Here is a 21,030-nt window from a genome sequence, read left to right as displayed (position 1 = left end):
TTCAGGGATGACTAAAAGTCGCACATTATATAGGGTTTTGTGATGTTGCAGGCTGTATGAAATCCAAATGTGGGAGGGGGCTTGCCCCGATGACGGTGTTCCAGTCGATATATCGACTGGCTGATCCACCGCTATCGGGAGCAAGCCCCCTCACACATTGGTCTTGCAGGTATGTCTTAGTGAGTACGCGCGACCGCAAACTCACTCAGCTCAACCAGGGCATCCCGGTACTCGCTGGCCGGCAGGGCTTGCAGGCACTGGATCGCACGGGCCACGTAGTCACGCGCCAGTTGCGCGGTGTACTCCAGGGAACCGGACGCTTCCACGGCAGCGCGGATGGCCTCCAGGTCTTCGATCCCGCCTTTCTGGATCGCCTTGCGCACCAGAGCCGCCTGTTCCGGCGTGCCTTCGCGCATGGTGTAGATCAGCGGCAAGGTCGGTTTGCCTTCGGCCAGGTCGTCGCCGACGTTCTTGCCCAGGGTCTCTGCATCGCCACGGTAGTCGAGCAGGTCGTCCACCAGCTGGAATGCCACGCCCAGGTGATCACCGAAGGTTCGCAGGGCTTCGGCCTGCTCGGAGGTCGCGCCACAGAGCGCGGCGGCACTGTGTGTGGAGGCTTCGAAGAGCATCGCGGTCTTGCCGCGAATCACTTCCATATAGGTTTCTTCGGTGGTGCTGGCGTCGCGAACCTTGGACAGCTGCAGCACTTCGCCTTCAGCGATGATGCGCGTGGCCTGGGAAAGAATCTTCATCACAGGCATCGAGCCGAGCTCGACCATCATTTCGAACGAGCGCGAGTACAGGAAGTCGCCCACCAGCACGCTCGGGGCATTGCCCCACATCGCATTGGCGGTCTCGCGGCCACGGCGCATGCCGGACATGTCGACCACGTCGTCATGCAGCAGGGTCGCGGTGTGCAGGAATTCGATGGTGGCGGCCAGCAGGCGCAGGTCATCGCCTTCGCGGCCCAGGGCCTTGCCACACAGCAGCACTAATAAAGGACGCAGGCGTTTACCGCCCGCCGACGTAATGTAGTCGCCAATTTTGGAGACCAGCGGCACTTTAGACGTCAGCTGCTGCTTGATGATGCCGTCGACGGCGCTAAAATCGTCCGCGACCGCGCGGTAGAAAGCTTGGGGTTGCATCAGCGACAGTCGCTCCAGAAGGGTTGCGCGGCATGCTAGGACCCTGACCCCCGGGTGTCAAGGCGCGATAGACGGCCACTTGCAACACCCATTTACCTTGCGTACAATCGCGCACCCTGAACTTCCTGGGCAGCACCTGCCTTACGCAATTGCATTCGGGACGTCCATCCCATGCAGCCATGCCAGCCAATACCTCTTCTTATAAAGCGCTGGGTGAGCAGGATTATCGGAGAAATACCATGTCGTACGCAGTAATTGTTACTGGTGGCAAGCAATACAAGGTCGCCCCAGGTGAATACCTGAAGATCGAAAAACTGGAAATCGCTACCGGCGAATCCGTTACCTTTGATCGCGTTCTGTTGGTCGCCAATGGCGATGACGTGAACATCGGCGCTCCAGTTGTTGCTGGCGCTACCGTTGTGGCTGAAGTGATCTCCCAAGGTCGTCACGATAAAGTCCGCATCATCAAGTTCCGTCGTCGTAAGCACCACATGAAGCGTATGGGCCACCGCCAGTGGTACACCGAGATCAAAATCACCGGTATTCAGGCTTAATTTCAGCCTAATTCCTCACTAGGAGAATTGACTCATGGCACACAAAAAAGCTGGTGGTAGTACCCGTAACGGTCGCGACTCAGAAGCCAAACGCCTTGGCGTTAAGATGTATGGCGGCCAGAAAATCATTCCGGGCAACATCATCGTGCGTCAGCGCGGCACCCAATTCCACGCCGGTTACGGTGTTGGCATGGGTAAAGATCACACCCTCTTCGCGAAAATCGAAGGCGTGATCAAGTTTGAAGTAAAAGGCGCGTTCAACCGCCGTTACGTGAGCGTTGTCGCCGCTTAATTGCGCGATCGCTGGAAAAGCCCTGTCTTGCGACGGGGCTTTTTCGTTTGTGGAGTGAGTCTCTTGCAAAGCTGTTTGTAATGGGCTCAAGCAGCTGGATTTGCGGCTGTTGATTGAGGTCGCTGCGCTCATTTTTGCAAGAGTCTTATGTCTTGGTTTCTTAAGCTCGTCCGTGCGGCGAGAGGCGTTTTGTTATGAAGTTCGTTGATGAAGTTTCCATCCGAGTAAAAGCAGGCGACGGCGGTAACGGTTGCATGAGTTTCCGTCGCGAAAAATTCATCGAAAACGGTGGCCCCAACGGCGGTGACGGCGGTGACGGCGGTTCCATCTACATGATGGCCGACGAAAACCTCAACACCCTGGTGGACTACCGTTACACCCGGCATTTCGATGCCGAGCGTGGCTCCAACGGCGGCAGCACCGACTGCACCGGTAAAAAAGGTGAAGACCTGGTACTGCGCGTACCGGTCGGCACCACGATCATCGACTCCGCGACCCAGGAAGTGATTGGCGACCTGACCAAGGCCGGCCAGAAACTGATGGTTGTACAGGGCGGCTGGCACGGTCTGGGTAACACCCGATTCAAGTCCAGTACCAACCGTGCACCGCGCCAGACCACGCCGGGCAAGCCGGGCGAGCAGCGTGACCTGAAGCTGGAAATGAAAGTACTGGCTGACGTGGGCCTGCTGGGCCTGCCGAACGCCGGCAAAAGTACCTTCATCCGCTCGGTGTCGGCCGCCAAGCCGAAAGTCGCCGACTACCCGTTCACCACCCTGGTGCCAAACCTGGGCGTGGTCAGCGTCGACCGCTGGAAAAGCTTTGTGATCGCCGACATTCCCGGCCTGATCGAAGGGGCTTCCGACGGCGCAGGCCTGGGGATTCGCTTCCTCAAGCATTTGTCCCGCACCCGTTTGCTGCTGCACCTCGTCGACATGGCGCCCTTGGATGACACCAGTGCACCGGACGCCGCCGAAGTGATCGTCAGCGAGCTGACCAAGTTCAGCCCGGCCCTGGCCGAGCGTGATCGCTGGTTGGTGCTGAACAAGTGCGACCAGATCCTCGAGGAAGAGCACGAGGAGCGCGTCAAGGAAATCGTCGATCGCCTGGAATGGACCGGTCCGGTCTACGTGATCTCGGCGATCGCCAAAGAAGGCACCGAGCGCCTGACCCGCGACATCATGCGCTACCTGGAAGACCGTGCCGACCGTCTGGCGGCCGACCCGGTATTCAAGGCCGAACTCGCCGAACTCGATCAGCAGATCGAAGACGAGGCCCGCGCCCAGTTGCAAGCCCTGGACGACCAGCGTGCCCTGCGCCGCAGCGGCGTGAAGTCGGTCCATGACATCGGCGACGATGATTGGGACGAAGAAGACGTGGATGACGAAGACGGTCCGGAAATCATTTACGTGCGCGACTGATCCGTTGCGATAAACTTGAACGCCGCTCCCTGGAGCGGCGTTTTGGTATCCGGGTATAACGTTATGGGCGGCGCTGGGTCGCGCGGCCCTCAATCTAAGGTTGAAGATGATGCGGAGCAAAGTGACAGGTGCGCAGCGCTGGGTCGTAAAGATCGGAAGTGCGCTGCTGACGGCGGATGGCAAAGGCCTGGATCGTGCAGCCATGAGCGTCTGGGTCGAGCAGATGGTGGCCTTGCATGAAGCAGGTGTCGAGTTGGTGCTGGTGTCGTCCGGGGCGGTTGCCGCCGGGATGAGCCGCCTCGGCTGGACCGCGCGACCCAGCGCGATGCACGAGCTGCAAGCCGCCGCCGCCATCGGCCAGATGGGCCTGGTGCAAGCCTGGGAATCCAGCTTTGCCGAGCATGGCCGCCACACGGCGCAGATCCTGCTGACCCACGATGACCTGTCCGACCGCAAGCGCTACCTCAACGCCCGCAGCACCTTGCGTGCGCTGGTGGAGCTCAAGGTCATCCCGGTGATCAACGAGAACGACACCGTGGTCACCGACGAGATCCGTTTCGGCGACAACGATACCCTGGCCGCGCTGGTGGCCAACCTGGTGGAGGCCGACCTGCTGGTGATCCTCACCGACCGCGACGGCATGTTCGACGCCGACCCGCGCCACAACCCCGATGCCCAACTGATCTACGAAGCGCGCGCCGATGACCCGGCGCTCGACGCCGTGGCCGGCAGCGTCGGCGGCGCCCTGGGGCGTGGCGGCATGCAGACCAAGCTGCGCGCAGCACGCCTGGCAGCACGTTCCGGGGCCCACACCATCATCGTCGGTGGGCGCCTGGAGCGTGTGCTGGATCGCCTCAAGGCGGGTGAGCGCATCGGTACGTTGCTGTCGCCCGAACGCGGCATGCTCGCGGCGCGCAAGCAATGGCTGGCCGGGCACCTGCAAACCCGTGGCACCCTGGTGCTCGACGATGGCGCGGTGTCGGCGTTGTCCCAGGGCAACAAGAGCCTGCTGCCGGTGGGCGTCAAGTTGGTGCAGGGCAGCTTCCGCCGTGGCGAGATGGTGGTGTGCGTGGCGCCCGACGGTCGTGAGATCGCCCGTGGCCTGGCCAACTACAGCGCCCTTGAAGCGCAGAAAATCATTGGACAATCGTCTGACGCGATTGTCGGACTCTTGGGTTACATGGCGGAACCGGAACTGGTTCACCGCGATAACCTGATCCTGGTCTAAACAAAGGGAATACACGATGCGCGTGATAAAGGGATTGCTCGGCCTGCTGTTGGCCCTGCCGCTGCTGGCTTCGGCCGAAGAAGTTGGCCAGGTGTCGACGGTGTTCAAGTTTGTCGGCCCCAACGACCGGATTGTGGTCGAAGCGTTCGATGACCCCAAGGTCGACGGCGTGACCTGCTATTTGTCGCGCGCCAAGACCGGCGGCGTGAAAGGTGGCCTGGGTTTGGCCGAAGACCGTGCCGAAGCCTCGATCGCCTGCCGTCAGGTCGGCCCGATTCGCTTCAAGGGCGAGCTCAAGGACGGCGACGAAGTGTTCAAGGAACGTACCTCGCTGGTGTTCAAGACCATGCAGGTGGTGCGTTTCCTCGACAAGAAGCGCAATACCCTGGTGTACCTGGTCTACAGTGACCGCTTGATTGAAGGCAGCCCGCAGAACGCGGTAACGGCGATTCCTATTCTGCCGTGGCCGACCGCTCAGTAATCCGCAGGCGAGTTTTGCAATCGGCGTCTATGATTGCAGGCTTGCGGGTTGTAATCTCGAAGCGCTGCTTTGCTAAGAACATGGGAAATCTGGAGTTCGTCATGAGTGCTTTCCACGACCTGAAACTCAAAGCTTTGGACGGACAAGAGCTGCCGCTGGCGCCCTTCAAGGGGCACGTTGTGCTGGTGGTCAACGTAGCCTCCAAATGTGGCTTGACCCCGCAGTACGCGGCGTTGGAAAACCTTTATCAGCAGTACAAGGACCAGGGATTTACCGTGCTTGGCCTGCCGTGCAACCAGTTTGCAGGCCAGGAACCGGGCACCGAGGAAGAAATCCGCGAGTTCTGCAGCCTGAACTACGGCGTGACCTTCCCCCTGGGCAGCAAACTCGATGTGAACGGCCCTGAGCGGCACCAACTGTACCGTTTGCTGGCGGGCGAGGGCGCCGAGTTTCCAGGGGATATCACCTGGAATTTCGAGAAATTCCTGCTGGGCAAGGATGGCCGGGTCCTCGCGCGATTCTCGCCGCGCACCGCGCCGGATGATCCAACGGTCGTGCAGGCTATCGAAAAAGCCCTGAATTGAGCACCAGCAGGCGCAGCTTCAAGTTTCAGGCTTGAAGCTGGCCGCTGCTTTCATACCCCTTAATCACCCAAATCAATAGTGCTATTCAGCACTCTGCACTCCTCATATTATCCGCATCATAAACCTCGTCTTCCGCGGAGTGCTCCCATGCCTGTCCAAGCCTTGTTCAAACCGTTCCAGCTCGGTGCACTGCAGCTGTCGACCCGTGTAGTCATGGCGCCGATGACCCGTTCGTTTTCCCCAGGTGGCGTGCCTGATTCCAAGGTCATCGAGTACTACCGCCGCCGTGCCGCTGCCGGCGTGGGCCTGATCATTACCGAAGGCACCGTGGTCGGTCACCCGGCCTCCAACGGCTACCCGAATGTCCCGCATTTCTACGGCGAGGCGGCGCTGGCCGGTTGGAAGAAGGTCGTCGATGCCGTGCACGCCGAAGGTGGCAAGATTGTCCCGCAGCTCTGGCACGTGGGCAGTGTGCGCCGCATCGGTACCGAGCCTGACGCCAGTGTGCCGGCCTACGGCCCGATGGAAAAACTCAAGGATGGCAACGTGGTCGTCCACGGCATGACCGCCCAGGACATCAAGGATGTCATTGCTGCGTTTGCCCAAGCCGCCAAGGATGCCCAGCGCATCGGCATGGACGGCGTGGAAATCCATGGCGCCCACGGCTATCTGGTCGACCAGTTCTTCTGGGAAGGCAGCAACCAGCGCACCGACGAATACGGCGGCAGCCTGGCCAACCGTTCGCGCTTTGCCATCGAGTTGATCCAGGCCACCCGCGCCGCCGTCGGCCCGGACTTCCCGATCATCTTGCGTTTCTCCCAGTGGAAGCAGCAGGACTACACCGCGCGCCTGGTGCAAACCCCCGAGGCGTTGGGTGAATTCCTCAAGCCGTTGTCTGATGCCGGTGTGGATATTTTCCACTGCTCCACCCGTCGTTTCTGGGAGCCGGAGTTCGAAGGTTCCGACCTCAACCTCGCCGGCTGGACCCGCCAACTCACGGGCAAACCGACGATCACCGTGGGCAGTGTCGGCCTGGATGGCGAATTCCTGCAGTTCATGGTCAATACCGACAAGGTTGCCCAACCGGCGAGTCTGGAAAAACTGCTGGAGCGCTTGAACAACGACGAGTTCGACCTGGTCGCTGTTGGTCGTGCGCTGCTGGTAGACCCGGATTGGGCGGTCAAGGTGCGTGAAGGCCGTGAAGGCGACATTCTGCCGTTCAGTCGCGAGGCGTTGACGACCCTGGTGTAGGGTGGTTGGAGCCCAGGCCTGCGCTCACTATCGACGGTTGAGCGTGAAGGTTTAGCTGTTTCAGGCGAAAGGCTGGGTAGTGAGTACCCGGCCTTTCGCTTGTGTTCAGGCCATCATTTGCCTCAATGCTTATTATCTTATCTTTGGTCCATATGGATTAGAGCGAGAAGTGCTGTCCGTCTGGTCGGAACGTGCCCATTGAGGTGGCCTGACGGAACATTGCTCCTGGTTTGGGCGCGTACCGCCAGGTCGTGGGAGGCCGTCAGCGGGCTGCGGGCATTGCCAGTCGTTCTGCGCCGTTTGCCAGTGATGTTGCGGGCGCGTGGACTGCGGACAGTTGTCAGGGGTGTGCAGTGGACGTTGCCAGTCGTTCTGCGCCGGCCGCCAGGCGTTTTGCGGGCGGGTGGGCTGCGGACGGTTGTCAGGGTTGTGCGATGGGCGTTGCCAGTCATTCTGCGCCGTTTGCCAGTTGTTTTGCGGGCGCGAAGGTTGCGGGCGGTTCCAGCCAGTGTTTGCGTGGTTCTGGTGGTTGTGACCGCTTCCGGATGGGGATGCCCATGCGGAGGGGTTGAATGGTTGGAATCTCAGCGCCATTGATCCATTTATCAGTGTCGACATAGTGCTCTCTATTAGTTTTTCAGCATGAATGACCTGCCTTGTTCGAGTGTGTTTCACAGGGACACCCCCCTCTTACGGCAGGTGTCATATCAGTGGTGATAATTCGCTCGACGTTCCGGAAATATCCTGTTGTGGCGTGCCGATTCAGGCAGTCTCAGGCAGGGATTCCTACCGTTGAAACCAGTATTCAAGGGGTAGGCAGGCAGGGCGGGGAATTGGCCTACGTTATTCGTAGAGCGTTCAACGAATGTCAGGCAGTGTTGGAGCTGCCAAATGTTCTGCGCACACATCGCGTAACTGGTTCTCGAACTGGTCGATAATCGCCGGCCAGCCCTGGCGGCTCGCATGTTGGCGTGCATTGAGGCGGGCCCTGCGCAAATGTTCGCTGTCTTCCAGCAACCATCTGGCCGCATCGCAAAACGCGTCCTCATCACCCGGCATGGCCAGCACACCGTTGTAACCATGGCGGATATGCTGGGTCGCCGCCGCCTGGTCGTACGCCACCACACCCAGCCCGGAGGCCATGGCTTCGAGCACCACATTGCCGAAGGTTTCGGTCAGGCTGGGGAACAGGAACACATCCCCTGATGCGTAATGCCGTGCCAGTTCTTCGCCGCGCTGGGTGCCACAGAACACCGCGTCGGACAGGTCGCGCTCGAGCATCGGGCGTTGCGGGCCATCGCCGACGATGATCAGCTTCAGCCGACGCTGTGGATAAGTTGCCTGCAGCGCGTCAAAGCAGCGCTTGAGCAGCCCGAGGTTTTTCTCCTGGGCCAGGCGCCCCACGTGCAGCACGGCAATATCGTCGTTTTCCAGGCCCCAGCTTTCCCGTAGTGCGTTGTCACGCTTGGCCGGGTGGAATAACTGGCTGTCCACCCCGCGCGCCAGCATCCCCAGGCGCTCGAAATGCCGACGCTCCAGTTCCAGGCGTTGGCTGGCGCTGGGCACCAGGGTCAAGGTCGAACGGTTATGAAACCAGCGCAGGTAGTGCGTGACCATGCGGCTTAACAGGCTCAGGCCGTACTGGTTGGAGTACTGCTGGAAATTGGTGTGAAAACCGCTGACCACGCTGATTCCCAGGCGCCGTGCCGCCCGCAGCGCAGACAGCCCCAGCGGGCCTTCGGTGGCGATGTAGAGCACGTCGGGGCGCTGGCGCGTCCAGCGGCGCAGCAACTTGTGCATCGACGACTGGCCCCATTGCAGGCCTGGGTAACCCGGCAGCGGCCAGCCGCGGCAGAGCAGCAAGCCATCATCGCTGGGACGGCTTGCATCGGCGCCCTGGCGCGGGCGAACCAGTTCGACTTGATGGCCGCGCGCGCGCAAACCTTCGCACAGGCGGCCAAGGGTATTGGCCACCCCGTTGATCTCTGGCGGGAAGGTTTCGGTGATGAGAGTGATGTGGAGCGAAGCTGTCGTCATGACCCACAGTGTCGCTATGGGCCATGTCGCCATTGTGTCATGCAGATGATGGATTTATGACTTGGCCACTTTCGGCGTCGCCATGGCCTCGGCGCCCTGTTCGCGCACCCAGAACAAGGTCGCCCCGGCCACTGCCGCCGGCATCATCAACAGGTTGACCACCGGCACCAGCAGCACCAGGTAGACGATGCCGCCGAAGCTCATGCTCTGCCAGCGTTTCTGGCGCAGCCAGGCGAGCATTTCGTTCCAGCCCAGCTTGTGGTTATCGGCCGGGTAGTCGATGTATTGGATCGCCATCATCCACACGCCGAACAGCAACCACAGTGGCGCGGCGATCAGGTTGACCACCGGAATGAACGACAGGATAAACAGGCCGATGGCCCGTGGCAGGAAGTAGCCCAGCTTGCGCATTTCCCGGGCCAGGGTACGCGGAACCATTTCAATCAGTTCGCCCCAACTGAAGGCCGGGAAGTCATCGGTACCCCGTACCACCACTTCGACTTTCTCGGAAAGAAAGCCATTGAACGGTGCCGCGATGATATTGGCGAGCATGGTGAAGGTGAAAAACACCATCAGCACCACCAGCACCACAAACAGCGGCCATAGCAGGTAATTCAGAAAGCTCAGCCAGCCGGGCAGGGTCGGCATCAAGTGGTCGACCCACAGGCTGAACTGATGGCCGGCAAAGTAGATCAAGCCGACGAACAGCACCAGGTTGATCGCCAGCGGCAGCAGCACAAACAGGCGCAGGCCGGGGCTCAGCACCAGTTTGAGGCCTTCACGCAGGTATTGCGGGCCGGAAAGAACAGGGGCGGGCATGGAGAACTCCGAGCAGGATGACGAACGCGCCGACCTTACCGGCTTTGCCTTCAAGGCGAAAGCGTGGTCGGTGTGACGACATCAACGGTAATAAAGGCGTCGATTAATCGGCCTGACTGCATAGAGACCGCCTATGAGCTGGATTGTTATTCCGTATTTCCTTAATCTTGCCCCCCTCGATACGCTGCACCCATTATTTTTCAGGGCCTGCGAGTTAAAGCCTTCCCCAAGTGCTTCGTGGTCCCTTTTTTATTCCAGCCGTCTTGTAGTCCGGGCGGTCGATAGGAGTGAGTCATGTCTGATACCCGTCATTCGCGAGTGATTATTCTCGGTTCCGGCCCTGCCGGTTACAGCGCTGCCGTCTACGCTGCCCGGGCCAACCTCAAGCCGCTGCTGATCACCGGCATGCAGGCGGGCGGTCAGTTGACCACCACCACTGAAGTCGACAACTGGCCGGGCGATGTCCACGGCCTGACCGGCCCGGTGCTGATGGAGCGTATGAAAGAACACGCCGAGCGCTTTGAAACCGAGATCGTGTTTGATCACATCAACAAGGTCGACTTCTCGAAAAAACCTTACAGCCTCACCGGCGACAGCGGCGTCTACACCTGCGACGCACTGATCATCGCCACCGGTGCCAGCGCTCGCTACCTGGGCCTGCCATCGGAAGAAGCGTTCATGGGCAAGGGTGTTTCCGCTTGCGCCACCTGTGACGGTTTCTTCTACCGCAACAAGCCGGTCGCCGTGGTCGGTGGCGGCAACACGGCCGTGGAAGAGGCGCTGTACCTGGCCAACATCGCCAGCACCGTGACCCTGGTTCACCGCCGCGAGACGTTCCGCGCCGAGAAGATCCTGATCGACAAGCTGCACGCCCGTGTCGCCGAAGGCAAGATCATTCTCAAGCTCAACGCCACCCTGGACGAAGTCCTGGGCGACAACATGGGTGTGACCGGCGCTCGCCTGAAAAACAACGACGGCAGCTTCGACGAGCTGAAAGTCGACGGCGTGTTCATCGCCATCGGCCACACCCCGAACACGTCGTTGTTCGAAGGCGTGCTGGAAGCCAAAGACGGTTACCTGGTGGTGCAAGGCGGTCGTGAAGGCAACGCCACCGCGACCAACATCGAAGGCATCTTCGCAGCAGGCGATGTGGCCGACCACGTTTACCGCCAGGCCATCACCTCGGCCGGCGCCGGTTGCATGGCGGCCCTGGACGCCGAGCGTTACCTCGACGGTTTGAAGGACGCTGCGTTCTAAATTGTTGAAATAAAAAACCGGCTGCGAGGCCGGTTTTTTTATGGGTGCAATTTAAATCTGGGAGGGGCAAGCCCTCTCCCACATTTTGATCTGCAGCTGACTCAGGATTTGCGGGTCAGTGGCTGGGCGGCGAATTTCACACCTGCCAACCCATGGGCAATCAACGCGCGGATATTGCCATGGTCATTGCCCTCAGGCGTGGCCACCACCGAGCGGTAATGCTCGCCAAATGCGAGCAGCGCTTCCTGGTCGCTCAAGCCTTCCAGCAGCGCCAGGCCCAAGGTCTTGCACGAACCTTCGTTCTGCCCGGCAGCGTTTTCCACATCGCCATTGGTGAAGGCCTGTGGCTGGTAATCGTAACCGGCAGCGACAAACGCCAGGGTGTCGGCAAAAACGTGTTCGCCACTGTCGAGGCTGGCGCGCAGGGTGTTCAAATCAGTCATGGGTTTTTCCTTTGGCGAACGCCGCCTGTTGTTCGGCGCTGGCTTCTTGCTGGTATTGGGCTTTCCACTCGGCGTACGGCATGCCGTACACCACTTCACGGGCGTCATCGAGGCTCAGCTCGATCTGGCGTTCGTCGGCCTCGGCCTTGTACCACTTGGACAGGCAGTTACGGCAGAACCCGGCGAGGTTCATCAGGTCAATGTTCTGCACATCCTTGCGGCTGTCCAGGTGCGCCACCAGGCGGCGGAAGGCGGCGGCTTCGAGTTCGAGGCGTTGTTGATCGTTCATAGGGCTCACTGACAATTCAGGGGTTAGCGGCTGGCCGCCAGGGTAATCGACACCGACTCGGCAAAGCGCAGCGCATGGGGCTTGTCCACTTCGACTTCGGCGTACAGCACCGATTCGTTGCCCATCACCAGGTCCAGCAGTTCCTGGGTCAGGCGCTCCAGCAAGGCAAAGCGGTTGCCTTCCACGTGGGCGATGATGGCCTTGGTGATGGTGCGGTAGTTCAGCGCGTGGTCGATGTCGTTGTCGCGTACGGCTTCCTGGGCGGCATACAGGATGGTCAGGTTGATCAGCACATCCTGCTTGTTGAGGATTTCGTCCTCATTGATACCGATGAAGGTGCGCAGGCACAGGTCCTTGACCCGGATGCGCGCCATGCCTGGTTGAAGTTGTGGCATTGCTACTTGCTCCGTCCAATCAGTTGCAGGAACTCCATGCGCGTGGTGTTCGACTCGCGGAACGCGCCGAGCATCACCGAGGTGTTCATGGTTGAATTCTGTTTTTCCACGCCGCGCATCATCATGCACATGTGCTTGGCTTCGATCACCACCGCCACGCCGGCGGCCTGGGTCACGTCCTGGATGGCGTCGGCGATTTGCCGGGTGAGGTTTTCCTGGATCTGCAGGCGCCGGGCGAACATGTCGACGATGCGTGCCAGCTTCGACAGGCCCAGCACCCTGCCGGTCGGAATATAGGCCACGTGGGCCTTGCCGATAAAGGGCAGCAGGTGATGCTCGCACAGCGAATACAGCTCGATGTCCTTGAGGATCACCATCTCGTCGTTGTCGGAGGCGAACAGTGCGCCGTTGACGATTTCTTCGAGGTTCTGTTCATAGCCATGACACAGGTACTGCATGGCCTTGGCGGCGCGCTTGGGGGTGTCGAGCAAGCCTTCGCGTTCCGGGTCTTCGCCCAGGCCCTTGAGGATCTCGCGGTAATGGTGGGGCAGGGATAAGGTCATACAACATCCTCACAAACGGCTTACTTGATATGCCGCCCGCCGTTGACGGTCAGGGTGGTACCGGTGACATAGGGGTTGTCCAGCAGGTAACGCACACTCTGGTAGATCACCTCGGGACCAGGCTCGATGCCCAGGGCCGACTTGGCCAGCACCTTGGTGCGATAGGCCGCGTCGTCGCCTTCGTTGAACATCACCATCGCCGGGGCGATGCCGTTGACCTTGATCAGCGGCGCAAACTGCGCGGCGAACGACAGCGTGAGGCTGTCGAGCCCGGCCTTGGTGGCGCAGTAGGCGATGTGCTGGCGGCTGCCCTTGCGCACCACGTCATCGCTGATATGCACGATGTCGGCAGGTGTAGAGCGTTGCAGCAAGGGTGAACAATGCAGGTTGATCAGGTACGGCGCAAGCATGTGCACGCTGAACATGTCGGTAAAGGCACGGCTTTCGTCGCCCGGCGCCTCCGCGACCCAGGCCGAAGCGTTATGGATGATCGCACGCAGGCTTTGGGTGTGGCTGTTCAGTTCAGCGATAAACGCGAGAATCCCGGCTTCGGTGGAAAAGTCGGCAAATATGCCGACTGCGCCACGCTCACGCAGGGCCTGCACGCCGGGGCGTTCGCTGCGGTAGCTGAAAATCACCGGCTGGCCTTCGTCCAGCAGGCGCTCGGCGCAATGCAGGCCGACGCGCTGGCCGGCGCCGGTGATCAGGATCGGGGCGTTCGTTGCAGTCATGGGAGGCTCGCGTCGCTGGCAGGCGCAAATCATACCAGCGACGGGCCGCCCCTGTACTCACGCCGCCGCTTCGGAGGCCTTGCGCGGGGCTGGCGCTGGGTGCAGCCAGTTCGCCAGCAGGTGGGTCGACAGCGGAATGAACCAGTACACCATCAAGGGCGTGAGTGCCATTGTGCTGACCAGCACCCGTGGCCCCAGCTCGAGTTCACTGAGCAGCGGCCCCAGGACGAAGTTGAACAGCAGCGACACCGGGAAAAACGCCAGCCAGATCGCCACCGCCTGCTTCCAGCGTGGCGGACGGGCACCCGCTGCGCCAAACCAGCCATCGATGCCCCGTACACGGTGCTCGGACGGGTCGGCGAACAAATCGCTGCCACGGCTCAACCACGCACTGCGTGAGGCGGAAAACTCCCAGGCGTGCAGGGTCTTCTCATCGGCGAAGCGGAAAATGATCTGGAATTCATCGTCATTGGGCGGTGGGGCCAGCACGCCGGAGCCCAGGTAACCGGGGAAGTCGGTGGCCAATTGCTCGCCTTCGCGCAGCCAGGCCATCAGTTCTTCATAGCGCCCTTTGGCCACGCGGCGCGCAACCATCAAGGTGACGGGAGAGGTAGACATTGTGTATCTCCAAATGTACGGGTGCACTGGACCGTGTAGGTGGCGCACAGACGAAGCTGCGGGGTGTTGCAGCGACGCGTAAAAAGCAGGCAAGGATTATTCCTGTTTTACCCGAATACACCAGCGACATTGGTCCGAAAAGCGGGAAACTTGAAAAAGACAGGTGTAAAGGCGTTAAATGAGCGCCCAGTTAACGTTGGTTTTTTGGTCAAAAATGCCCGTGATTACTGCTCCGCTTGATAGCGTTTCGCATCTGGATTCCACTGATTCCGATGAGCTGTTTCCGATCCGTGAAGTCTCGAGATTGACAGGCGTCAACCCGGTCACCCTGCGTGCCTGGGAGCGCCGTTATGGGCTGATACAGCCCACGCGCACTGAAAGTGGGCATCGCCTCTATTCCAAGGCCGATATACAGACAGTCCATCGTATTCTCGATTGGATCGAACGCGGCGTCGCCGTAAGCAAAGTGGGCAAGATCCTCGCTCGCGACGATCAGCAGGCCGAAGCCGTTCGTGCGCAGCGCGATGCCGTCGAGGAAAGCGAATGGCCGCAGTGGCAGGCGCGGCTGATGCAGGCCGTCAGCGACTTCGATGACCGTCAACTGGAGCGTGTGTATGGGCAGGTCCTGGCGACCTACCCACTCGACGTGGTGTTCCAGGACATTCTGATGCCCCTGTGGAATGAGCTGTTGCGTCATCAGGGGCGTTTTGGCCAGGCCAGCGAGTGGCTGTTCTTCGACAACTTCCTGCGAGTACGTGCCTTGGAGCGCCTGCAACTGGCGTGTGCTTCACCCGTGCCGCGGGTATTGCTGGCGGCCATGGCGGGTGAGTGCCGCAAGTTGGAGTTGCTGGTGGCGGCGCTCTTGATGAGTCGGGATGACCTGGCCGTGAAGGTGCTGGGCATGGGGCAGCCGTTTGATGAGCTGACGCTGGTCTGCGAGAAGACTCACCCACAGGCGCTGATCCTCTTCTCCAATTACTCGCATAACCATGATCTTGCCGGGCGCTTGAACCGCTTGGCGTTGACCCTGGATTGCCCGCTGCTGCTTGCAGGTGCGGCGTCGGATCTTGCCGAGGACGGCCTGGCCGGCACGTCCATCGGCTGCCTGGGCAATGAAGGTCGCTTGATGCGGCGGCGCTTGCAACAGTTTCTCAGCGGCGGGCTGGATACCTGATTTCAGGCATGCATGTGCGGGTGGACCAGGCGGTGCTGGTGCAGGATGAACTGACGCAGGCGCTCGGTTTCATCCACGTCGCTTTGGCTCAAGCGGTAGGCAAACAAACCCCGCGCCGTTTCCCGCTCGAATGCGCCGCGCAGCGCGATGCGTTCGTAGCCCGACGGGCTGAACCACAGGGAAAAGGTTTTTGGCGGCTTGATCCGGCCGCGAATCTCCACCAGCACGCCCTTGAACGACACTTCATGCACCCACAGAGCGCTCGCAGTGCCCCGAATGTTCTCCAGGGCCACCGGCGTTTCAAGCGCCAAGCGCCACGGACGTATCATCGGCCCGTCTTCAAAAATACTCGGCACGCCCAAACGCAGATGCACCGCGTTGAACTCATCCTCCACCAGATGCAGGGGGAAGGTCAGTTGCTGGTTGTCGAACTGCGCCTGGATGGTGACATGGTCGTGGGCGGCGAGGCGGGTGAGCAAGTCGCGAATCTGCGCACCGCCGTTGACGGTCAGGCTCGACGAAGCGTCCCGCAGGTTGAGTTGCGGGTTGTGCTGCATGTTCTGAATGAAATCCAGCTCATCCTGGGTCAGAAGCGCATTGCGTTGCATCGTGCTTGCTCAATGGAGGGTGCTAAAGTGCCATTATCCGCTCTTATCGCTGCACTTTCTAAATTTTGTTTAATCCGCTTGTCACTTTGAGCGCTGCCAGCTCGGCCTTGACCTCGGCCAGTTCGCTTTCCAGCTGCGCAACACGCTGCTGGGCCTTGACCTGGAGCGTGACGTCTTTTTGTACACCGACGAAATACGTCTGCTTGTCCGCGGCGTTGTAAACCGTCGAAAGAGACAGTTCGTTCCAGAAGTGGCTGCCGTCCTTGCGGTAATTGCGCAGGGTTTCCCGGCAGGCACCGCCGTTCTCCAACGCGTCACGGATGGCCATCAGGGCCGGCTGGTCGCGGTCGCCGGATTGCAGGAAGCGGCAGTCCTGATAGAGGATTTCGTCGAGGGTGTAGCCGGTCAGCCGTTCGAATGCAGGGTTTACGTAGATCAGCGGCTTGTCCTTGCCTTCTCTTTCAGCGACGACGATGCCGTCGTTGGAAGCGTTGATCACCATTTGCATCAGCTTGGCGTTAATCATTGAGCGGTCCATGGCTTGTGGTTGGAGTGGGCAGTTTAAGACATGCCTTGAATCTTGCACGGCGGGCGCCGAAATATTTGCGCCAGCTGCTAATATCCCAGGCTTTCGCTCAACTACAGGATCAGATTGATGAAAGTCGCCATCCTTTCCGGCTCGGTGTACGGCACGGCTGAAGAAGTCGCGCGCCACGCCGCCGACCTCCTCAACAAGGCCGGCTTTGAGGCCTGGCACAATCCCCGTGCGACCTTGGCGGATGTACTTGCCTTCAATCCGCAAGCCTTTCTGGCGGTGACCTCCACCACCGGCATGGGGGAATTGCCCGACAACCTGCAACCCCTGTATTCAACCATTCGCGACCAACTGCCCGCCGCCTGGCGCGGGTTGCCCGGCGCAGTGATCGGCCTGGGCGATGCCAGCTACGGCGACACCTTCTGTGGCGGCGGCGAGCAAATGCGCGAGCTGTTCGGCGAGTTGGGTGTGCGTGAAGTGCTGCCGATGCTGCGCTTGGACGCCAGCGAAAGCGTCACCCCGGAAGCCGACGCCGAGCCATGGCTGGCCGAGCTGGTCACTGCACTGCGCGCTTGACCGGAAACTCGCGTAACAACGCCAGCCAGGCCTGGGCGGCTCTCGACAGGTAGGCGCCCTCACGCCAGATAAAGGCAATGTCCCAGCGCAGGTAGTCGGGCGCCTTCAACGTCAGGCGCACCACCCCAGGTCGCACCAGCCCACGGGCGACCACGCTGGGCAGCAGCACCACGCCTTGGCCGGCGGCCACCAAGGCTGCGAGGAAATCCGCCTGGCCGCTGCGGCCGATTTCCTTCGGGGCAAAACCCAACTGCTGACACGCCTGCATCAGGCGGTCGTTAAGCACAAAGCTGCGCTGGTACATCAGGAACGGTGTGTCCGCCAATTCCTCGAGGCGCACCTGGGCGTTGTCCGCCAGGGGATGGTCAATCGGCAGCAGTGCGTCCAGGGGTTCATCGCAAAAGGCTTGCCAGGCAAACGCCGGGTCATTGGGTTTCAAGCTGCCGCCCACTTCCAGCTCACCGCTCAGGATGGCCTGTTCGATATTGCGGCTGCCGCCCTCCAGCAACTGGATGATGACGTTCGGGTAGCGCCGGCGGTACTCGGCAAACAACCCGGCGAACAGCGTGTCACCCGCCAGCAGCGGCAGGCCCAGGCGCAACTCGCCGCGGGTGAGCTGCTGCATATCGTCCAGCTCGCTCAGCAGTTCGGCTTGCAGGCGCAACATGGCTTCGGCGCGTTGCAGTACGACCTGGCCGGCGGCGGTCAGGCGGATCTGCGAGCCGATGCGGTCGAGCAGCGGTGTGCCAAGGCTTTGCTCCAGTTGCGCCACCTGTTTGCTGACGGCGGACTGGCTGATATGCAGGGTTTTCCCCGCCTGGGTAAAGCCCCCTCGGTGGATCACTTCGACAAAGCTGCGCAGCTGTTTGAATTCCATCGGCCTGATTCCATTTTGGAATGGTTGGCAGTCTAACAATTCGCTGTGGGGATGGAGGGCCGCACTCTAAAATGGGGGCCTGCGAGGACCCAAAGCCCATGAAACGTTTTCCCTTCAAACACCTTGGCCGTTTGCTGACTGAACTGGTCGTGCTGCTCGCGATTTATCTGCTCGGCACCCAGTTGGCGACCTGGCTGGCCTGGCCCATTCCCGGTGGCGTGGTGGGCCTGGGCCTGTTGCTGGCAACGTTCGCCAGCGGCCTGGTCAAACCGGCGGCACTGCAATTGGGCGCCGGGGTGTTGATGGCCGAGATGCTGCTGTTCTTCATCCCGGCCCTGATGAGCCTGCTCGATTACGGTGGCCTGCTGCGCAACGATGGCTGGCGCATCCTGTTGGTGATCGGCTTCAGCACGCTGGCGGTGATGCTGGTCACGGCGTTTACGGTAGAAGCGGTGTGCCGCTGGAGTTTGCGCCATGAAGCTTGAGCTGATGCCGGTGTTCTGGCTCGCCTTGACCCTGGGCGCCTACGTGTTCAGCCGCTGGCTCTACCGGCGTACCGGGCGCTACCTGCTGTCGCCGCTGATCCTGGTGCCGGCACTGTTGTTGGCGGTGGCCGTGCCGATGCACACCGCCTATGCCGAATACGCCACCGACACCCACTGGCTGATGCTGGTGCTGGGCCCGGTGACCGTGGCGTTTGCCGTGCCGATCTGGCAGCAACGCCGCTTGCTGGCGCGGCACTGGCCGGCGTTGCTGCTGGGTATGGTGGCGGGCAGTGTGGCGTCGATCGCGACCTCGTTCGGCCTGGCGAAGGCACTGGCGCTGGACGGTGCGGTGACGATGTCGCTGGTGCCGCGCTCGATCACCACACCGTTCGCCATGCCGGTGTCTTCCGACCTGGGCGGCGTGCCGGAGCTGACGGCGGTGTTCGTGATGTTCACCGGTGTGTTCGGCGCCATGCTCGGTGGTGTATTGCTCAAATGGTTGCCGCTGCGGACGCCCCTGGCACGTGGCGCGTTGTTTGGCGTGGGCGCCCACGGTGCGGGTGTCAGCCGCGCCCATGAAGTGGGTGGCGAAGAGGGCTCGGTCGCCGGTCTGGTGATGGTGTTGACGGGGTTGCTCAACCTGTTTGCCGTGCCTTTTCTGGCGGCGCTTCTATGACGCGCTTTAAACAAACTTCAACTATTCTCTGAACTGACCCGCTCGGTCATCAAGCTGGCTGCCAAGGCAACTCCGGCGGCCATGAGGTCTGACTAGACTGGCCCATCACACAAAAAAACAACAATAAGACAGTGCGCCAAGGAGGTCATCGCCGTGAGCCTAGCCCCCGTTCTATCGCCGCAGAATGTCAAAGACCAGGTCAGCGCTGCCGAATGGCAGACCCGCGTCGACCTGGCGGCCTGCTATCGCCTGGTGGCGCTGCATGGCTGGGATGACCTGATCTTCACCCATATCTCGGCCAAGGTGCCGGGCACCGATGACTTCCTGATCAACCCCTACGGGCTGATGTTCCACGAGATCACCGCGTCGAGCCTGGTCAAGGTCGACCTGGCCGGCAACAAACTGATGGACAGCCCCTACGACATCAATCCGGCGGGCTACACCATCCACAGTGCCATCCATGAAGTTCGCCATGATGTGACGTGCGTGCTGCACACCCACACGGCTGCGGGTGTGGCCGTCGCTGCGCAGCAGCAGGGCGTGTTGCCCATCAGCCAGCAATCGCTCTTCGTGCTGTCGAGCCTGGCCTATCACGCCTACGAAGGCGTGGCCTTGAACCACGAAGAAAAAGCCCGCCTGCAGGCCGACCTCGGGGATAGCAATTTCCTGATGCTGCACAACCATGGCCTGCTGACCTGCGGCAGTACCATTGCCGACACCTTTCTGATGATGTTCACCTTCCAGCGTGCCTGCGATATTCAGGTGCTGGCGCAGAGCGGCGGCGCCGAATTGATCGCCATCGGGCCGCAGATTCTTGCCGGTGCCAAGGCGATGGTGGCGGCTGTTACAAAGAGCGCCCAAGGCATGGGCGGCGCGCTGGCCTGGCCGGCCTTGCTGCGCAAATTGGACCTGCAAGACCCAGGGTATAACCGCTGATGCCACTCGCCGAAATCCCGCTCAGAGTCTGGCGCAAGCGTGGCCAGGATTTCGTCTTTCGCGGCCGTACCCTTCGCTATTGGGTGGCCGGGCAGGGCGAACCGCTGCTGCTGATCCATGGCTTCCCCACGGCCAGTTGGGACTGGCATTACCTCTGGCAACCCCTGGCCCAGCGGCACCTGGTGATTGCCTGCGACATGCTCGGCTTCGGTGACTCGGCCAAGCCGCTGGACCACGATTATTGCCTGCTGGAGCAGGCGGACTTGCAACAGGCCCTGCTCGAACACCTGCGGGTGGAACAGCCGGTGCATGTGTTGGCCCATGACTATGGTGACAGCGTCGCCCAGGAACTCCTGGCCCGGCACTACGAAGGCCGGTTTGAGATGGCCAGCTGTGTGTTCCTCAATGGCGGGTTGTTCCCCGAAACCCATCGCCTGGCGCTGGTGCAAAAACTCTTGCTCAGCCCCTTGGGCTGGATGATCGGCCGCGCCTTTGGGCGCAGTGCCTTGTCTGATAGTTTCGGCCAGATATTCGGCCCCGACACCCGCCCCAGTGAAAGTGCCCTGGATGATTTCTGGAGCCTGATCAATGCCAACGGCGGCACGCGCATCCTGCACAAACTGATCGCCTACGTCCCCCAGCGCCGTCGCCTGCGTGATCGCTGGGTCGGCGCGATGCAGCGCGGCGAAGTGCCGTTGCGGGTGATCGACGGCGAAGTGGACCCGATCTCCGGCGCGCATATGGTCGAGCGTTACCAGCAACTGGTGCCCGACGCCGACACGGTGTTGCTGGCCAATATCGGCCACTACCCGCAGATCGAGGCGCCGGTGCAGGTGCTCAGGCACTACCAGGCCTTTCGTGATCGGCTCGGGCAGCCCGTGGTGTGGCAGGGGGCTTGCCCCCGATGGCAGAGTGTCAGTCACTGAATGCGCTGACTGACACTCTGCCATCGGGTCATCTTCATCATCCCCCAGCCTTATCGAGCACCATTCAGCCTCCGCCGTATTTATTGTGACCGCAGGCGCGTTGCCGGACACTCGAACCATTCCCATTGTCGC

The 21,030-nt window shown here is 61.0% G+C and carries 26 protein-coding genes; 14 read left to right on the top strand and 12 right to left on the bottom strand.

What is annotated here, in order from left to right; genetic code table 11:
• Positions 1–176: 176 nt before the first annotated feature.
• On the bottom strand, positions 177–1,145 hold the full coding sequence (locus NIBR502773_RS10425) for a polyprenyl synthetase family protein (protein ID WP_141155989.1): 969 nt from the start codon (positions 1,143–1,145) through the stop codon (positions 177–179).
• Between the two features lie 239 nt (positions 1,146–1,384).
• Between NIBR502773_RS10425 and rplU the strand changes: the two genes are divergently transcribed.
• The 7 genes from rplU to NIBR502773_RS10390 all read left to right on the top strand — a co-directional run bounded on the left by rplU (position 1,385) and on the right by NIBR502773_RS10390 (position 6,953).
• Positions 1,385–1,699, top strand: a complete 315-nt coding sequence (gene rplU, locus NIBR502773_RS10420) for a 50S ribosomal protein L21 (RefSeq protein ID WP_003176051.1) — start codon at positions 1,385–1,387, stop codon at positions 1,697–1,699.
• A gap of 34 nt (positions 1,700–1,733) precedes the next feature.
• Positions 1,734–1,991: a 50S ribosomal protein L27 gene (gene rpmA, locus NIBR502773_RS10415; protein ID WP_003176049.1), complete on the top strand. Its 258-nt coding sequence runs from the start codon at positions 1,734–1,736 to the stop codon at positions 1,989–1,991.
• Positions 1,992–2,185: 194 nt separating this feature from the next.
• Complete coding sequence (gene cgtA / locus NIBR502773_RS10410) at positions 2,186–3,409, top strand: Obg family GTPase CgtA (RefSeq protein WP_015885843.1); 1,224 nt, start codon at positions 2,186–2,188, stop codon at positions 3,407–3,409.
• A gap of 109 nt (positions 3,410–3,518) precedes the next feature.
• Positions 3,519–4,637 carry a glutamate 5-kinase gene (gene proB, locus NIBR502773_RS10405; RefSeq protein WP_065939004.1) on the top strand — a complete coding sequence of 373 codons (1,119 nt, stop codon included), beginning with the start codon at positions 3,519–3,521 and terminating at the stop codon, positions 4,635–4,637.
• Between the two features lie 16 nt (positions 4,638–4,653).
• Positions 4,654–5,118, top strand: coding sequence for a CreA family protein (locus NIBR502773_RS10400; protein WP_065939005.1), 465 nt, complete (start codon positions 4,654–4,656; stop codon positions 5,116–5,118).
• 101 nt (positions 5,119–5,219) lie between these two features.
• Entirely contained in the window at positions 5,220–5,702 is a 483-nt protein-coding gene (locus tag NIBR502773_RS10395) for a glutathione peroxidase (protein WP_065925972.1), read from the top strand.
• 147 nt (positions 5,703–5,849) lie between these two features.
• Complete coding sequence (locus NIBR502773_RS10390) at positions 5,850–6,953, top strand: NADH:flavin oxidoreductase (RefSeq protein ID WP_141155988.1); 1,104 nt, start codon at positions 5,850–5,852, stop codon at positions 6,951–6,953.
• Positions 6,954–7,811: 858 nt separating this feature from the next.
• Here NIBR502773_RS10390 and NIBR502773_RS10385 read toward each other — a convergent pair.
• Complete coding sequence (locus NIBR502773_RS10385; protein ID WP_141155987.1) at positions 7,812–8,990, bottom strand: glycosyltransferase family 1 protein; 1,179 nt, start codon at positions 8,988–8,990, stop codon at positions 7,812–7,814.
• A 54-nt stretch (positions 8,991–9,044) separates the two neighbouring features.
• Positions 9,045–9,809, bottom strand: a complete 765-nt coding sequence (cysZ, locus tag NIBR502773_RS10380) for a sulfate transporter CysZ (protein ID WP_027607646.1) — start codon at positions 9,807–9,809, stop codon at positions 9,045–9,047.
• Between the two features lie 294 nt (positions 9,810–10,103).
• Between cysZ and trxB the strand changes: the two genes are divergently transcribed.
• Positions 10,104–11,066 (top strand): thioredoxin-disulfide reductase, encoded by a 963-nt coding sequence (gene trxB, locus NIBR502773_RS10370; protein ID WP_025858049.1) that lies wholly within the window; start codon positions 10,104–10,106, stop codon positions 11,064–11,066.
• A 101-nt stretch (positions 11,067–11,167) separates the two neighbouring features.
• On the opposite strand, the gene NIBR502773_RS10365 is transcribed toward trxB, so the two are convergent.
• The 6 genes from NIBR502773_RS10365 to NIBR502773_RS10340 are packed head-to-tail and all read right to left on the bottom strand — an operon-like array spanning position 11,168 to position 14,105.
• On the bottom strand, positions 11,168–11,509 hold the full coding sequence (locus NIBR502773_RS10365; protein ID WP_168208999.1) for a HopJ type III effector protein: 342 nt from the start codon (positions 11,507–11,509) through the stop codon (positions 11,168–11,170).
• On the bottom strand, positions 11,502–11,798 hold the full coding sequence (locus tag NIBR502773_RS10360; protein ID WP_027607644.1) for a DUF1244 domain-containing protein: 297 nt from the start codon (positions 11,796–11,798) through the stop codon (positions 11,502–11,504). Before NIBR502773_RS10360 ends, NIBR502773_RS10365 begins: the two co-directional genes overlap by 8 nt.
• A 23-nt stretch (positions 11,799–11,821) precedes the next feature.
• Complete coding sequence (gene folX / locus NIBR502773_RS10355) at positions 11,822–12,193, bottom strand: dihydroneopterin triphosphate 2'-epimerase (RefSeq protein ID WP_115488645.1); 372 nt, start codon at positions 12,191–12,193, stop codon at positions 11,822–11,824.
• 2 nt (positions 12,194–12,195) lie between these two features.
• A complete protein-coding gene (gene folE / locus NIBR502773_RS10350; RefSeq protein ID WP_027607643.1) occupies positions 12,196–12,756 on the bottom strand; it encodes a GTP cyclohydrolase I FolE in 561 nt (186 codons plus the stop codon).
• A 20-nt stretch (positions 12,757–12,776) separates the two neighbouring features.
• Entirely contained in the window at positions 12,777–13,487 is a 711-nt protein-coding gene (folM, locus tag NIBR502773_RS10345) for a dihydromonapterin reductase (protein ID WP_141155985.1), read from the bottom strand.
• 57 nt (positions 13,488–13,544) lie between these two features.
• Positions 13,545–14,105, bottom strand: a complete 561-nt coding sequence (locus NIBR502773_RS10340) for an antibiotic biosynthesis monooxygenase (RefSeq protein ID WP_065939011.1) — start codon at positions 14,103–14,105, stop codon at positions 13,545–13,547.
• Between the two features lie 214 nt (positions 14,106–14,319).
• On the opposite strand from NIBR502773_RS10340, the gene NIBR502773_RS10335 reads away from it, so the two are divergent.
• Positions 14,320–15,279 (top strand): MerR family transcriptional regulator, encoded by a 960-nt coding sequence (locus NIBR502773_RS10335; protein ID WP_141155984.1) that lies wholly within the window; start codon positions 14,320–14,322, stop codon positions 15,277–15,279.
• A gap of 2 nt (positions 15,280–15,281) precedes the next feature.
• Here the strand turns inward: NIBR502773_RS10335 and NIBR502773_RS10330 are convergent, their stop codons facing one another.
• Together NIBR502773_RS10330 and NIBR502773_RS10325 are read right to left on the bottom strand one after the other, a co-directional pair.
• Complete coding sequence (locus NIBR502773_RS10330) at positions 15,282–15,887, bottom strand: hypothetical protein (protein ID WP_115488647.1); 606 nt, start codon at positions 15,885–15,887, stop codon at positions 15,282–15,284.
• Between the two features lie 58 nt (positions 15,888–15,945).
• Entirely contained in the window at positions 15,946–16,413 is a 468-nt protein-coding gene (locus NIBR502773_RS10325) for a PAS domain-containing protein (RefSeq protein WP_115488648.1), read from the bottom strand.
• Positions 16,414–16,542: 129 nt separating this feature from the next.
• On the opposite strand from NIBR502773_RS10325, the gene NIBR502773_RS10320 reads away from it, so the two are divergent.
• A complete protein-coding gene (locus tag NIBR502773_RS10320) occupies positions 16,543–16,998 on the top strand; it encodes a flavodoxin (protein ID WP_141155983.1) in 456 nt (151 codons plus the stop codon).
• Here the strand turns inward: NIBR502773_RS10320 and NIBR502773_RS10315 are convergent.
• On the bottom strand, positions 16,979–17,875 hold the full coding sequence (locus NIBR502773_RS10315; RefSeq protein ID WP_141155982.1) for a LysR family transcriptional regulator: 897 nt from the start codon (positions 17,873–17,875) through the stop codon (positions 16,979–16,981). The genes NIBR502773_RS10320 and NIBR502773_RS10315 overlap by 20 nt on opposite strands.
• Positions 17,876–17,973: 98 nt before the next feature.
• Here NIBR502773_RS10315 and NIBR502773_RS10310 point away from each other — a divergent pair, with 98 nt between their 5' ends.
• From NIBR502773_RS10310 to NIBR502773_RS10295, 4 genes are all read left to right on the top strand, one after another.
• Positions 17,974–18,360: a CidA/LrgA family protein gene (locus NIBR502773_RS10310; RefSeq protein ID WP_141155981.1), complete on the top strand. Its 387-nt coding sequence runs from the start codon at positions 17,974–17,976 to the stop codon at positions 18,358–18,360.
• Positions 18,350–19,036, top strand: coding sequence for an LrgB family protein (locus NIBR502773_RS10305; protein WP_141155980.1), 687 nt, complete (start codon positions 18,350–18,352; stop codon positions 19,034–19,036). The genes NIBR502773_RS10310 and NIBR502773_RS10305 overlap by 11 nt, the downstream gene beginning before the upstream one ends.
• Before the next feature lie 153 nt (positions 19,037–19,189).
• Complete coding sequence (locus NIBR502773_RS10300; RefSeq protein WP_065939018.1) at positions 19,190–19,972, top strand: class II aldolase/adducin family protein; 783 nt, start codon at positions 19,190–19,192, stop codon at positions 19,970–19,972.
• Positions 19,972–20,898, top strand: coding sequence for an alpha/beta fold hydrolase (locus tag NIBR502773_RS10295; RefSeq protein ID WP_141155979.1), 927 nt, complete (start codon positions 19,972–19,974; stop codon positions 20,896–20,898). Before NIBR502773_RS10300 ends, NIBR502773_RS10295 begins: the two co-directional genes overlap by 1 nt.
• Positions 20,899–21,030: the final 132 nt, after the last annotated feature.

Origin of the sequence: Pseudomonas sp. NIBRBAC000502773 (assembly GCF_006517195.1) — a bacterium.
Lineage (GTDB): Bacteria > Pseudomonadota > Gammaproteobacteria > Pseudomonadales > Pseudomonadaceae > Aquipseudomonas > Aquipseudomonas marginalis.
The sequence above is the reverse complement of the archived record's forward strand: the minus strand, read 5'-3'. Positions and strand labels throughout refer to the sequence as shown.